Annotated in this window: 7 protein-coding genes; all 7 read right to left on the bottom strand. The window is 55.5% G+C overall.

The window, feature by feature from the left end; genetic code table 11:
- Window positions 1–52: 52 nt before the first annotated feature.
- Window positions 53–655 carry an IS66-like element accessory protein TnpA gene (gene tnpA, locus B9Y90_RS24330; RefSeq protein ID WP_085542911.1) on the bottom strand — a complete coding sequence of 201 codons (603 nt, stop codon included), beginning with the start codon at window positions 653–655 and terminating at the stop codon, window positions 53–55.
- 65 nt (window positions 656–720) lie between these two features.
- Complete coding sequence (locus tag B9Y90_RS24325) at window positions 721–957, bottom strand: transposase (protein ID WP_176227919.1); 237 nt, start codon at window positions 955–957, stop codon at window positions 721–723.
- 87 nt (window positions 958–1,044) lie between these two features.
- Window positions 1,045–3,927 (bottom strand): RHS repeat domain-containing protein, encoded by a 2,883-nt coding sequence (locus B9Y90_RS24320; protein ID WP_085542910.1) that lies wholly within the window; start codon window positions 3,925–3,927, stop codon window positions 1,045–1,047.
- A 55-nt stretch (window positions 3,928–3,982) separates the two neighbouring features.
- Window positions 3,983–8,272 (bottom strand): SpvB/TcaC N-terminal domain-containing protein, encoded by a 4,290-nt coding sequence (locus B9Y90_RS24315; protein WP_085542909.1) that lies wholly within the window; start codon window positions 8,270–8,272, stop codon window positions 3,983–3,985.
- Between the two features lie 51 nt (window positions 8,273–8,323).
- A complete protein-coding gene (locus B9Y90_RS24310; RefSeq protein ID WP_085542908.1) occupies window positions 8,324–11,953 on the bottom strand; it encodes a Tc toxin subunit A-related protein in 3,630 nt (1,209 codons plus the stop codon).
- Window positions 11,950–14,376 (bottom strand): Tc toxin subunit A, encoded by a 2,427-nt coding sequence (locus B9Y90_RS24305; protein ID WP_085542907.1) that lies wholly within the window; start codon window positions 14,374–14,376, stop codon window positions 11,950–11,952. The genes B9Y90_RS24310 and B9Y90_RS24305 overlap by 4 nt, the downstream gene beginning before the upstream one ends.
- Window positions 14,377–14,823: 447 nt before the next feature.
- Entirely contained in the window at window positions 14,824–14,997 is a 174-nt protein-coding gene (locus B9Y90_RS27620) for an ANR family transcriptional regulator (protein WP_369678989.1), read from the bottom strand.
- Window positions 14,998–15,548: the final 551 nt, after the last annotated feature.

Raw genomic sequence — 15,548 nt, 5'->3', positions numbered from 1 at the left:
CAGTTACAAAAGCGTTCCATGCGCCAGCAACACTTTGCTGGTGAAAAATGCTTTATCGACTACTGCGGTCCCACCGTGCCGGTTGTCTCGCCGGACAGATACGCAGCGTACCGGCGGGCAGAACCAGTTCGCAGCAGGGAGACTCTTCCGCAGAGGGTGTCAGCGGGCTCACCGGCCTTTCGGTAGCGGTCAGCGTCACGGGGAGCAGTGCTGGCGTGCTGGCCGGAGTTCCCGACAGCTCCTGCTGATAACGACGCCGCCAGTTGAACAGGAGATTGTCGTTAATGTTATTTTCACGGGCAAGCTGTGCCACGCTGACACCGGGTTGCATCGACTGCGCCACCAGTGCGATTTTGAAGTCGCGGGGGAAGTTGGGACGTCGTGGTCGTTTGGGGGCGACAGTGATTTCACAGGGAGCAGGGGCTACGGGAAGACCGGATGATTTTCGGGAGTTCTGCCGGTAAAGGCGTTTATCCAGGTTTTTTGCGTTGATTCGTGGCGGCAAAGGCCAGGACAGACCGGCCTTCCTGAAGCGAACAAAGAGATCGCAGGCCGTGGTTTTGGGGATGCCTAACCGGCGTCCAGCCTCAATGCGCGGCAGTTTTTCTTCAAAGTGGAGGCGAAGTACCTCGAGAAGCCATGTCCGGTGTTTCACGCGATAGTGTCCATTAAAATGATGGACACTATTTTCCCGAAACCGGAGCCGGCTGCACAGACGGTCTAAATGTGACGCTTACTCACAACATCATGTCCCGTCTTTTGAATTTCTCTGGCCCAGTGATGAGATGCACCACATGCCTCCATGGCGACAATCATCCTGGACTGTGTCGCAAACCAGCCAGTCAACTTTTCACGAGAGAGCTTAATCCTTCCACCAGGCTTCCCTTCAGGTGAAAGGCTGAAAAGATAAAAATTTGTTTTCGCAAGATCAATTCCAATAATGTTCAGCCTTGACATGGTTTCTCACCCTTTCAACGTTGATTGAATTACCACCATCATGACGGGTGGCTTTACGCTTACCCATTAACGCCACTGTCTAACGTTTTATCGGCGCCCCAGCTTAAACGCCAGTAACGTGAGAGAATCCGCATTGCCTGAAAAAAACTCCAACCGTGATTGTGCCGAATATTTTGTCCTCTCAAGTTCCGCTTCCAAATCAAATCTTCCAATAGTCACCTCACTTAATGCGGAAGCACTGCCGCTGCTGGGATATTTGGCCATATTTTTGTGAATTCCGAACCATTTGTCGATGTCTGGGCTTTGAGGCTCAAAGGGTTCCCAAGGTTTGCGAGGCGGAGGTGCTATTTTCGGGTAATAAAATAAATCACTAGTATCTGTCATATAGTGACTGACTTCGTGCGTGAGTGTAAAGGCGGCTTTGAATTTAAAAAGATTGTCGGTTACAAAAATCCGGCTCTCAGTGCGGTAAAGTTCGCTGGGGCGAATTTGCGGATCTTGGGTGCGGAGTCGCTGGTTTAGGGACAGAATATCAGATGGCAGAAAAGTATGAGCTAATCCCCCTCGCTTCGACGTATTAATCAACGCAATCTGCTCCGCGTCTATTCCTCCTGGTAGGCGACGTCTCATCGCATTCCGCATTGGTATCAACTGTTTCGTCAGAGAGCTTACGGCTTCTTCCTGACTCAGATCCGCGCCCTTAAATTTTCTAATCCCGATAAAGTCGCGCAGTATATTTTTGACTTCTCCGCTGCGATTGCCTTCCTGTTCCAGTCGATCAACTGCTGTATCCAGAATATGGACTGCTGCGGTTACGCCGCGTAAAATATGATCTCTTTGTCCCGGGGATAATTCGGCCAAGCCTCGGCGTTTGATGTCCTTAGGCCCAAATTTCGTTGTTTCCAATAAGTCACCCTGTCCTCGATACGGAGCCAGTCCATCGGTATCCTGAAGGGTTAGTGGGTTGTTCTGTACCATCCTGAACAGGTTCAGCCCGTCCACAGTCCCGGCCGGGTCTGCACTCAGCCATCTTCCCGACCACGGCTGGTAGTAGCGGTAGCCGTAGTAGTACAGCCCCGTCGCATCCCGCTCCTTGCCCGAGTAACGCCGGGTTTTGTCATTTGCTTCCGCCCGACTTCGTGACGTCCAGACGGCCGTTCCTCCGTACGGGTAGTACTCTTCCCGGGTAATAACCTTTCCCTCCCCGTCCACTTCCAGCCCACAGCTCTCCGTCAGGTCGCCGTGGCTGTACCGTATCTGGTCGTCGGTTTTCCCGGCGCCACTTTCCCCCTCCGTCCGGCGTAACACCCGGATACCCCCCAGGGTGATGGTCTGCAGCAACTCACTTTCCCTGTCGCCGTGCTTTGTGGTCCTTATCTCCAGCCCCGGGAGATACAGCGTGCGTTGTGTTCGCGTGCCCCCCCCGGTTTTCTGCACACGGGTTTTGAGAACACGCTGACGCCCGGCATCATACCGGTATGTTTCGCTGTCAGACAGCTGGCTGTCACGGGGCACCGGCATCACGCCGCTGAGTTCTCCCCGCGGCGTCCAGGTAAGATGTTGCCCGGGGACCAGTTGTTTCTGGAACCCTCCGGCTGAAAACAAATCATCGACTTTATCCGACGTCTCTGCCCGCATATTCAGTACCGCCCGGTTACTGCGCCCGGAGACGGTCATCTCTGTGGTATACCGGTGTCCGGTGGCCGGGACGCTGTGCTGTATCCGCGTCAGATTCCCCCCCGTATCGTAGCGATAAGTCCGGGTCCAGGCTGTTAACGCGTTGCTGTCTGCCACCAGAGGGACAGCCGCGGAGGGGCCGGTGAGGGTCTGGTCAGCCATCCCGGCCATCTCCCGCCCGGTGGCGCTGACCAGCTGGTACAGGCTGTCGTAGCGGTAGGTGTTCTCCGGCACGATTTTTTGATTACGCCAGAACCGCGTTTCTTCAGCAGCATCAGTGACGCGAAGGACGTTACCCACCGGATCATAACTGTACTGCAGGTCCTGCAGTACTTTTGCGCCGGAGGGGTGTCCGCCCGGGCGTTCTGTTCTGATACCCGACAGGCGTTGCGTCTGTGGTTCGTACGCGTACGTGGTGACCACCCCGTTGCCGTGCTCTTCGCGCAGCATCTGGCCGGCGGCCGAGTACGTCCGGGATTTGACGACAGCCTGTTCCTTGCTCTCTTTCATTGTCAGCCAGATGCCCGACGGCACACCGGCGACATCATATACCATGCGCTGCACGTGACCAGCCGCATCTGTGGTGGTCAGTACAGCGCCGGTAGCATCTGCCGTCGTCAGGGTTGTGTAAGACGTTGTGTCCAGCCGGTCATTCCAGACCGACGGGTCTTCGCCCTGCCAGTCGGCCGTGCCGTCCGGATTATCCGCATCTTTCAGCAACTGGCGGGTAACGGATAACGAACCTCCCGTCAGGGCAATACTGTCCGTCTGCAGCAGACCGGCGGTGTCATAATGGCGCACACACCGTCCGGCCAGGTTTCGGTCCTTCTCTGCCTGAGCATTTCCGGCATAAACGAAGCGTTCGGCTATCCGGACAGGGGCCTCCGGGGCTGCCTGCTCCGTCATATACAATGGCCTCCCGGGCAGCGGCGCTGCCTCGTACTGCCAGGTGCAGACCACCCCCTCCCCGGTAACGGCCAGGTGCGGGCGGCCCGCCACATCACTCAGGGAGACTGACGTCCCGGCATCCGCGCTCTCAGTCCGCAGGACGGTCCCGGTCAGGTCTGTGAGACAGGTGAAGTTCGCCAGCCCGGCCTCGTGCAGGCGCGGGTCAGCACTCTGCGTCAGGAAGCCGCGGGCGTCATACCGGTGACGGGTGATGCGCTCGTCGGTGGTCTCCGGGGTGTCGGGATGCCGGTGATACTGAATTTCCCGGACAGTCAGGCCGCGGTTATCCCGCACGCTGACGGTGGGGGTTCTGCGAAAGAGGTCGTACTGTGCCTGCGTGCTCATCCTTTTGGGCTCCTATGAAGGTCCGGAGACGAATTTTCGGGCGTGCAGAGAGGTATCACTGCGATGACACCTCTGATGCCGTATCATTTTCATCTTCACTGACAACAAACCATGGGGTGAACAGGCTGCGGCGCAGCCAGCCCTTCGCTGTTATAACCTGATACTCCCGCCCCACCGGATCGTAATAATGCGTGTCCGCATACAAGTCTTTCCGGGCACTGTCGTCCCGGACATAGTGCCAGCTGTTGAGATAATACGGCTGGTACTGACGAACAGGTTGTCCCTTGCTGTCATATTCCACGCGCCCTGATACGGCCCAGCGCGTGTCTGTCCGGGCGATAACCGGACTCCCGCTGTTGTCCGTGACCAGCTCCCCATCCGACCGCAGCTGCAGGGCATCTCCCGGGGCATGCCGGACTGACGTCTGCAGAGGGCGACCAAACCCGTCACTGAATGCGATGGTCTGGCGGACCTGTTGCTGTGGGTCGGTATCATACCGGTCGGTGGTCAGCACCAGGACATGAGGCGGTTGTCGGGTTGCAGAGTCAGCCATCCAGGCTGACGGATGATAAACCACGCACCGGGCGACAGGCAGCTTGTCGGTCAGCGCCAGCCCGGCATCAATAGTGACCGGGGGAATAAACGGTTTTGTCCCGCTATCCGTATACCCCTGAGGCTGACCATTCTCAGTGCCCCGGAAGCGCTGGCTGGTCAGGCGGCCCAGAGCATCAAAGGTAGCCTGGTGATGATTGTCGTTGATATCCGTGATATGCACCGGCACCATAAACCGATAATCATAATCAGCCCGGGTACTCAACCCGGCCGCATCGGTAAACGTCTGCACCACGCAATAATGGGTATCCCAGGTGACGTGATTTTTCCCGGTCAATAATGTGGGCTGCCAGCTTAATGGCCGGTAGAAATGTGCCGCATCGCCATACTCCGTGTAGCCTCTGCGGGCAACCAGAACCTCGGCCTCCTCTCCGGCACTGAAGGGGCGCGGGGCCTGTATATAACCGGCTTTCTGTAGCCTGTCCGGTGTCAGCAGGTCCTTTATTTCAGCCAGCACGGTATCATCCAGTTCCGCAGTTTCTGTACAGACCTGCCGGGGAGGCCAGTCTGTTTCCCCGTGAGTTTCCTGCCAGAGGGTCCGCTGGTGACCGGCATAGTGGGCTGGAACATCAATCTCTTTCAGGCCACCGTCGGGGCTGAGTGAAGCCCGGGTAATTTCTTTCCCGTCATACTGCCCGGCAGGGTAGTCCCGGGTATCCTGCCGGGTATCCTGCGGCAGTCCGGGCATAAAGGTATCGTCCCCGACCAGATGAAGCCAGTGCCTGCGTTCACGATGCAGGTGGAGTACGCTCTGCTGTTCATCATAGCTGGCAGCAAACAAGGTGTCGGGAAGGCTGGCAGGCCAGGGCGATGCCTTTGGGCTGGGCCTTCGGGGGTACAGGATAGTGATGCTGTCCGTCGGACATCCCCAGACATCAAAGGTCAGAACCATCTCCTGACTACACTGCGGATCTGCCGCGACTCGTTCATAATGATATGTCCGGGTACCTGCTCTGGTGCCCCACACAGGAAGCGGACTCCCGGGCAAACTCCGGAGTCGCCGAACCTGATAGTGATGGTCAGTCACCGTATAAGGTAGCAGGGACTGCGGTGACCCATCGTCCCCGTACTGCTCCTGGCGTAACAGTTGTCCCTTCAGGGCCCGCTGAAGCCAGTAAATCTCCTCCTCAGAGGGTGTTATCTCCTGGTCCCTCTGCTCCCCGGTGTTAAATTCCGTAAATTGTGGGGAGAAAGGAGGGAAGGCCTGAGCGTCGCCCGCCCAGTACTCCTCACTCAGCCGCCTGTCCACCTGCTCCATACCAGTGGCAAACCAGCTGACGGTTCTTGACGGGAACACCGGGGGGAGCGCGTGGCTGGTCCCTTCGGCCAGGACGTCTGTATCAAGCTGGGTGACACGACCAAATCCCCTGAATTCCCGCTCCCGGCCATCCCATGCACCATGACCATACGTCTGCACGGACGTCAGGCGGTTGCCGGTGATTTCATCTTCGGTTTCCCGGCGCCATAAAAGATGAACAGGAAAAGGAAGATAGCTCACAGGGGGCTGTCCTTTGGCCACAGTCTGTTGTTTTTCATCAAGCCAGAACTGGGCAGAACTGCGATAAATCAGGTGTGACACTGCCCCCATATTATTCCGGATAGTGTCCAGCAACCAGGGTTTGCCGTCTGCCAGGTCAAGGCGCCAGTGCGTGGGGATCATATGCGGGATTGTCAGGATGACGGTGGAAACGCCGCTCCCCTGCGTGTCAGCGATATGCAACTGGCATGTCCGGTCGAAGGTTACCCCTTCGGGTAACGGAACCGTGACCGGCGCAGCAAACCGGTTACCGCTTTCATTGATAAACAGAAGCAGAGACGTACTACCGGCATAAATGATGTCGGGGGTTCCTGAGCCGTCGGTGTCGGCCAGCCACACCCGGTCCGGATTAAAATCTGCGTCAGGAATACTGAACCCCCTCAGGATAATCGGGGCACCGAAATGTCCGTGCCCGAGGTTTGGCCAGTAGCGGACGCTGTCTGAAGCAATTTCCACCAGGTGCTGCTGTCCGGAGCCTGGCATATCGGCAAAGGCCACCAGTTTTCGGGCATCCGCTCCGGGGATGGGCAGCATGATATCTCCGGACTGAACCACGGTTTCTCCGGTACGCCAGCCATCCGTTTGCGTAGCGTACAGGCGGACACTTCGGGGCCCCATCATCACCAGGTCTGACAGCCCGGCCCCGGTCAGGTCAGCCATCTGTGCCCGGGGATGAAAAAATTCAACCGGAAAGGACTGTACCGGGACAAAGGGGGACCACTGCCCGTCCGGGGCCAGAGTGTGAATACCATTGATGCCGGCACGGGTAACCACCCAGTCCAGCCTGCCATCGCCATTGATATCCATCAGAGTGCCACTTTGTTGCTGTGATGGCAGACGAGGTAGTGGGGCGGCCTCGCCGTAGGTTATCGCATCAGGCGCGCCACTGTCGGCACTTCTCTGAGGTGAACGAAACCACCAGGCCCCGGGTGTATCCTGAAACAGCAGCCCCGGAAGTCCTTCTCCGAACAAGTCCACAAACTGCCAGCGTTGCTGTGCGTTGAATCCTTTGAGTTGTGGCATCGGCTGCCAGCGTCCGGTTTCGGGCACTGGCAGCCGGTAGCTCAGACTCAGTGGAGGCTGGCAGAGAGGCGTGCCATCGTGATCATGCGCCATGAGACAGGCCTGGGTTAGTGTAGTCACCCGGCTGTCCGCCTGGAATGTCAGTCTCAGTCGGGACACCAGCGCCGGGCGTTCATCTGGCACAGTATTCCCGGCCAGGGCCTGCAACCGGTGAAACATCAGTACCTGACGGCACAGGCGTCGTGTCCGGCGTTCAAAGCCGTATTCAAACCGGGAAAAACAGTCTGGTCGCACCGCCCAGCGTGCTTTTTCATCGGGCTGGAATTCCGGAGGCGTTGCTGTTTCATCGGCCCGTTCACCATAATCCAGGACCAGATGGAACAGCCACTGGTCATCAGAAGGCAACCTGTTCTCCAGCCCGAACAGACTGGCCTGAGGCAGAATATTACCGTAATTCACCTGGACCAGATACCGCTCACCCCCTGCACTCCGGTGCTGTGAGACTTCGTCTTCATCACAGTGGGCGTCATCTTCTGCACGGTACTGATAATAAATATGCTCCCCGGTTGGGGTAACACTTTCCTCCAGCAACCACTGTGCTGGCGGGTTATCTCCGGTCGGGTTATCCACCCGCGCATGCGCATTTTTACCAAACAGATGGACCTGTCCGTCAGGGCTGAACATCACCCAGAACGGTTTATCGTGGTCAGCCTGTTGCGGCTGCCAGTATTCCAGACGACTGAATTCAGCTACTGTACGGGGCTGGTAGCGGGTGACCTTCCAGTCAGCATTCAGTGACATCCCCTGAAGTTTACGGGTAATGCGGGTATCAGGTGTCCCGTTTTCAACCGGCTGAACCTGGAGCACCTCCCCCGACGGCCCCAGAAAGGTGTCACTTTCATCATAGCGGGGGACGCCATGAGACGTCCGGCGGCTGATGACGGGCAGGGGGCACTGCCATCCCATTCCGAAGGGCCCGTTGCCAGCCCCACTGCTGTACACCAGGGATAATTCAGGCGCCACGCCACGCCCGGCAGAAACCGGGAGGGGGAGGGCCAGCGATGCAGTTCCGCTGGTGCCCCCCACTGACAGCGTTTCCCCCATTCCTTTCAGTGCGCCTCCACCTTTGGGCAGGGAGGGCATACTGACCGGCATAGTCTGATTATTTTGCATGTGTTACTCCTGCCGTGTCCTTCCGGACACGGGGGCTGGTCAAAAACAGGATCACGAACGAATGGTGTACCGGATATGGAAAATAATATCACTCAGGCTGTTAAGCAGCGCTTTCTGTTCATCACGTGTTGCCGGGAACTGTAAAATGAGATTGCCGGCGTCATCTACCGGTATCCCTTCAAACGGCAGGAATTCCGTATTGCTGAAATCCAGCAGGAACTGGCCGCTGTCCTGCATGCCATGCGAGATGGCGATGGCTTCGCACCCGGGAGCGTGCGGACTGTTTCCGTCATAACGCAAGACAGCCTGAACATCCTGGTATGGCCCCAGCAGTGCAGGCAGGGTGACGCTTATCTGTTTTATCTGCCTGCGCGTGCCCAGACGCAGTGCGTCCGGATAATCGGCCTGCAAGTCGAGGTTTTTGATATTCACTTTAATACTGAGGATACCCTTTTCTCGCGTGATCGATTCCGATTCTCCGGAGTTATTTGCCAGGGTGGATTTAATCGTGCTGACCAGCTTGTTACTGAAATATGCCTCCAGCGATATTGTTTTCTGAACTTCCAGCGCTTTCTTGCGCTGGGTTAGCCAGTCGTGCTCCAGTTTCTGCAGGGTCAGCATCAGGCCTTCACCGGCCAGAAGTCCCTGGCGCAGGTCGCTCCAGGTTCCTGCCAGGGTGGTGCTGGCCGGCACCACTCCTGTTTCGTACTGAAGGGCTCGCATCGCATTCAGGCACCGGGCATGAACCATGTCGTAGTACGGCCAGTAAAGACTGGCCAGACGGCTGGACATCCAGTTATACAGGGTCGGACCGGTAAAACGGGTCGTCTGCATATCCAGGACGGTCTGGGCATAGCCCTGCTGGCGCAGCGTCAGGGCCAGCTGTTTCTGTGCGGTCACCACACTGATTTCTGCGCCAGTCAGCTGACTACGCAGCTGGCTCAGTTCAGCCCGGACGCTGTTCAGCTGTTGTTGCCAGTCGGCCTGTCGACGGGTGTAGCCGGAGGTTGTCTCCTGGATCCCGGCCAGTTGCTCTTTAACACCCGCCATTGTCTGCATCGCCATACTGGCCGCAGAACTGGCCGCCCCCCACTGACTCCCCCCATCAGCCATCCCAAAAATATTCGGGGCCAGATCCAGGGCTCCAGCCAGGGACATCGCGGTTACCGAGCTGACATTGACATTTGCTGCATCCCGTCTGAGGGACAGGGCTGAGAGCTCTGCTGCTGATACGCCGGTGGTCAGTTGTTGCAGCAGAAAATCCCTGCGTTGCTCCACACCCGCTATCTGTTTGTTCAGACTCTCCAGACCTGCATTGAGGGCAGTCAGCTGGTTGCGCTGGATTTGCACGGTCTCCTGTTGAACGGCCTTTTGTTGACTCAGGAGTAACAGGCCTGCAGTCTGCTCATCCTGTTGCCTGAGAACCGACTGGAACGTATTCCCCAGTTGTATCAACCCGGTCACTGCATTTCTGGCGCGTTCCAGCAAAACAGGGAAACGTTCCGGGGGAAGGAGGCCGTTAATCTGTTTACTGGTCCCCGTGTCGTCCCCGGCACTGTTGTCCTGTTGCTGTGCCAGCAAAATTTCGGGGTCTGTCGGGGGCGCAAATAAGGGCAGGCTCAGGGGTTGTCCTGTCAGACTCAGGTTATGCCTCAGATTATAAAGTCTGAGTTCAATGCGGTCCCGACAGGTCAGCAGAGTTTCACACAATGGCGGCAGGAATGGTGTGCTATTTAGCTCGTCTACTTTATCTGTCACGTCAGGGAGCAAACTGTCCTGCCACAGCACATCTGGTCGTACATCGGGGATAACCCCGAGCAGTTGCTGAGCCTGAATGTAATACATTCTGGCCCGCGCCAGAGACTCTCTCTCTTCCTCCCGGTACGCCTGATCGCCCTGGGCTATCAGCACATCAAGATAATGTCGCCAGACGGCAAGCTTATATTGCACCGGATTGTTAAGGGCGATGATGTCCGGATCATCACTGTTCTGTGTCGGTTTTATCGCGGGTGTGGCGGTATGCAGCGGAATAACGTTCCAGTAAATCGGTTTCGGTGACTCACTGCCATCAGTCAACAGTGCCCCCTTGCTGTTCCGGAACCCGCCCGGCCGGAACAGATACCCGGCCCATTTTTCAGCTTCGGTAAATCGCTGCTCTGCGCAAAAACGGCTGGACACCAGGAATGGAATATGGAAGAAAATTTCCCAGACCCAGGCGGCATAACTGCTGTCGAAACCATTCAGTATGTTTTCACCGTCTTTAATACTGCGCTGTAGCGCATAACTGAACAGGGCATCAGGCCCGCTGCGAAGAGCCTCCAGCAGTGGCAGACCGTCGCTGATGCTCAGACTATACTGTTTTTCCCCAATATTAATGCGGGTGATGTTGTCAGGTTTTGTGTACTCAAAATCATCAAAGACGATGAGTAATTTATCGGGCACTGGCGTTCCACTGTCCTGCCGGAGGCTGAACACCTCCAGACGGAGGTGTGCTGCTTTTGCCGTTGTACCAACATCAATCGTGTAGTTACCCTGAGAGCTGACATTCACCTCCCCGGAATGTGCCCCTGTATCTGCGTCATAAGCTATCACTCTTATGGCATAACCTGTCTGGTCATCAGTCGAAAAATGGCTGTCACAGGTGATATTCACCTTGCGATCGGAAATCGTCAGCGTCAGTGCACCCTTAGCCACACCACCGGGCAGAACCAGCGATGTTATTGTGGAACGGAACGTTTCTTGACCGCTTATCAGCGGGAGCCCTCTGCTAAGCCATTCTGTATTATCCGGCGATGATTGCACCAGATAATGTGTGGGGGCGCTGTTGTTGTCATTCTGAGCCAGGAGCTTCTGTGAAACCTGGCTGGCCCATGAGGCATCATCATTGAGCGAAATCGCGCTGACATACTGGCTGGTGAGGTCGGTTTTCCCGTCAGCCTGTCGTTCCTTTTTGCTTTCCGCCCAGCAGATATGCAGGCGCTGGCGGTTCCAGACCAGCCAGATATCCAGTTCCTTATCCCCGGGCAGGTGTGCGGTAACAGGCAGCCAGTCACTCCATGCGGGAACGGCATTTTTTGTTGTCGTTTCATAAACGCATTTTCGCCAGTAAAACTGACAGGGATCTTCGGTCGTTCTGGCGAGGAAGAAAACGTGGGTTTGCGTCTGTACCTCAACGGTAAGGTGGTTAACCGTGACCAGTCGGGTCAGGCGTTCATAATTAATCAGGTAAGTCTGCAAGGCATTCAGTACGGAGGATTCCGTGAGTTTTCCGTGGTTAATCTGTTGCTCAAAGGACTGAAAAAGTTGGGTCTTGTTCATCCGGAGTGCCGGGTCAATATAGTCCGCCGCAAAGTACCGGAGTTTCTCCCGCCCGGCCCAGCGGTCATAGTGACTGTTATATTGCCCCCAGTCGGTGAAAAATCCGCCGGGGAGGCTCTGTTCTGTCAGATATGTTTCGTTAACTTTCGTTTCCTGCCCGTTCAGACAACGACTGATGTAGAGCTGCAGGCTGTTTATCGCTTCAGCAACCGGGGACGTCATTACGTCGGGGCTGTTCTGTGGGTCAAGGAGCAGATCATCGTACATCTCATCCGGACTCAGCGCGGGCTTATCAGGCTGGATGGACAGATACGCCGTCAGGGCATCCGTGCGGGCTTTGGTCAGCATGGACAGAGTGTTCATTTGCGCTCTCCGGGAAGGTTACGACTCTTCTCTGTAAAAAAAGCATCAGCCACCGTTTTTAATAACGCCGGGTCGGCAACTTTGTCTTCTTTATGAGTGAACTGCAGAAGGAGATACAGATTTTCCAGCGTGTTGTTGCTGATACCCAACTGACCAGCAAGGGCAAGACGGTCTGACAGCCAGAGCATCGTCATGAGTGTCACCCCGGGATTTTTCCTGGGAGGCGTACCTTCAGGGGGAATGGGCTGCGTTTTTTTCAGGCCTTCAAGGACGGCATTAATATTGCCTTTCTCTGCACCTTCAAAAGCCACAATGGTATCCACATCAATCGGTTTTCCTGCCTGGCCCAGCAGATACGCCAGGGCCTGAGATACCGGCACTTTGATCCGTTGTTTCCAGTGATTCAGTCGGGCGATTGTCTGCAGTAAAGCGAACGTTGGTGGGCCAGAAAAATCAGTGCCGGCCAGCACAGGGTCTGACAACAGCTGAATGTCTTCCGCATTCAACTGCCCCCACCTGGCTATCAGGACTAACTGACTGAGATGGAATATCTGGTTATCCGTGAGTTCAGGCGTGCCTGATACCTCAATCGGTGCGGTACCGGATTTCTGTGGCCACTTAAGTAGTGCTGCCATAACATCCGGGGAGAGCCGGAATACTGAGGACAGAAACTGCGACAGCGTCTGCTGTTCCTTTTCCCGGGTGGCTATTCTGGCCTGCATCTGCGCAATGAATGTGGCATCACCGTTGCCACTGTCGGAAGCTAACATGACCAGAATCTGGTCCGGAGGGCACTGCTCTGATACAGCCCATGCCAGAGAATCCTCCATCGCCCGAAAAGCCAGCAAGGTATGCAGGGTGTTCTGTGGCTTGTCCAGCGTCGCATTCGTCGAACGGAGTTGACATAATTTCCCTGCGGTAGTCCTGCTGATGCCTAACAACGCGGGGCCCCGGACATAAAAGCAGAACCGGCTCAGCACGGATGAAGTCAGTGCAATCTTAGTGTCATTTTCCTTACCCGGATGAATGTGTGCGCTATATATTGCCGCGCATTCTTCTTCCGTTATACCCAGTATCTGGCTCAGCTGTTCCCGGATTGCGTCAGCGCTCCCCAGGTTAAATGAAATTTTGATGCTGTCACCCAGAGCAAGTTTTTCTCCTGTGGACGGATTAATAAAGTGCTGGTCGTAATAAGGGACTTCTCCTTTGCTGGCCGGTGGATTAGCATTTCCCATCAGGACAGAAAACTCGCTGGCTGTCAGCCCGTATTTTTGATTCAGCCGCAGATATTCACAGACAACAAAAGCGATGAGGGGGACAATGTCGCTCTGCCCTGAAGTCAGGGAAAACAGAATATCGAGGTCATTAATGGACAAACGGGTGCGCGAGGACAGCCGGATAAAATAGTCGGCTGCGGCCAGACATTTAACATTTTTCAACCAGGCAGTATCTTTACTTTTCTGTTCGGTTTCACTCAACAGGGACTGAATGAATGCGGTCGAGCCGATTTCCTGCGCCGTGTCGATGGAAATCCCGACCTGCCGGGCAAACTTGTCCAGCGTTGCCAGGTTATTAATATCATTCACGCCATACAGAGCAGGTACGTTGCCGGGTTTGTAGAAAGTTTTTTCTAAAAACCGGTTGTGCTGGTGATATTCCGGCGTCAGCTTCAACTGTGCCATGGTCGACAGGAGATGATCCTCTCTCAGAATATTGTCCGGATCAAACTGCCACCACAGCTGTGTCAGCGTGAGGTTTCGGTTTTCAAGTGCAAGCTGAAGTTTTGTCTGGTCATCATCGTAAGGCAGGCTCTGGGGATAAAATGTTGTTTTCAGCGTCGAATAAAGTGTCTGCTCATTGTTCCCGCCGCGCAACACCAGGACATCTTTCAGGATCTTCAGCGCCGGAAGCTGTGTGAGCATACTGGTGTTGTTGAGGGTGAGTGTTCTCAGGTCTGGCCTGCGAGTGTCCAGATCCGCCCCCAGTTTTTTTGCCTGCCCGTACAGCACGGCCAGGTAACGGCCGGGTGAGAACAGGGACTGAATGCCCGCCGGATCAGCATAGTGCTGGTTTTCCGGTAAGGGTGTAAAACTTTCAAATGGAGAGGCGTCACCAAGGATCGCCCGGGCTTTTTCACGGGCCTGAGTGGCTGTGGCGCGGCTGTCAAAGCCGGGGAGCGCTCTGATAATTGGGTCATTACTGAGTTGAGCAGCCCGGGTCAACTGGTCCAGCGTATCGGACAGTGTCCGCGACGACTGATAAATCTGTGCGGCCTGGTCCGCGGGGAGAGACACCATTTTCTTTTCGAATTCAAGGGCGGAGCCCCGGGTGATATCTTTTACCGAATGAAAGCCTGCGGCCTGGAGTAAATCCCGGTGCAAATTATTTTCAATAAAGGGGAAGGGGTGTTCTGATTCAGCCATAGGTCATCGCCTCTGTTTATGAAGATAAACTTTATGTCCGGAGATAATCGTTTAATCGGTGTTAAGGCCTGAAAGTGTACAAGGAGCCCGCAACAACCCACCCGGTAAAACAGGGGGGGTGTATTGCCGGATGCATTTTTTGTTGTATATATTTCCCTTTCAGAAAGAAAAGGACAAAGAACATCATTCCCACAGGAATAATCATGACCATTGTCCTGGCCACGTTGTATTTTTTATGTCTGACAGGGGGCACTCCTGCCGGATTCGCTGATTATAGCAGACGTGCGTCAGAGTGAAGGGCGATTTGAATAAATACGGTGTGAGTGCTCGGCCAGGAATTGTCCTGGCACGGCATCACATCATGGCTTCCGCTCACACCTGTTACCCATCCCCTGGGGGTGGCACAGCCCCAGGGGCACACGCGACGTCAATTCCCCCTTCTGCCTGTCAGTGGCCCCGCAGGCTGAATTTTTCGCAAAACTCAGCTCTCGACCGGCTCCATTGCCGGTTAAGTTCATTACATGATGTATAGTTTGCCCTCATCCAGGCCTGAAATGCCCGGACGTAATCCCCGCGCTGTTCAAAGCGCTGTGCCTTTTCCGCTTCAGGGTAATAAGCCATACTGTCCCGGTACTGACGGGGAGCCGGTCCTGCGTCAGCGTCGGGTATTTTCGGCCAAAGTTCAGACATAGCAGTCCTCTGTGTAAAATGAATATTGGTGGGGCATCGGGGCAAAAGTCTTCCGGCAACAGGAGGCTGTCTGTTTCGATGCGCTGATTGATATACGATATATTTACATGACTTCTGATGCTGAAAAATTAAAATAGATTCACAATGGTGTGAATACGCATCTGTTGCACCGATTTCCGGGGCACCTCTCCGGTGAGGTTCGGATATGCTCCCGGGAGAGCATTGTCCGGTAGCCGGTCCCCGATGGAGCACTCCGTGATGAAGCGGGGGAGCGTTACCCATAAGGTCCCGTTCCGCTATCCTGTCTTCAGGGGCATGAAGACAGAGGGGGCGTCAGATACCCGTTTACACACCGGGCTGCGACATCACCAGAGCAGCATTAAAACACAGCCTGTTATCTGACTGCGCCTTAATGCAACGGGAACAAAGCGTTAACATTTCATATGTCAGCCACCGGGCAAGAGCCAGGTGCTGAAATATTC

This window comes from Cedecea sp. NFIX57 (assembly GCF_900177785.1).
GTDB classification, from domain to species: Bacteria; Pseudomonadota; Gammaproteobacteria; order Enterobacterales; family Enterobacteriaceae; genus Cedecea; species Cedecea neteri_C.
The sequence above is the reverse complement of the archived record's forward strand: the minus strand, read 5'-3'. Positions and strand labels throughout refer to the sequence as shown.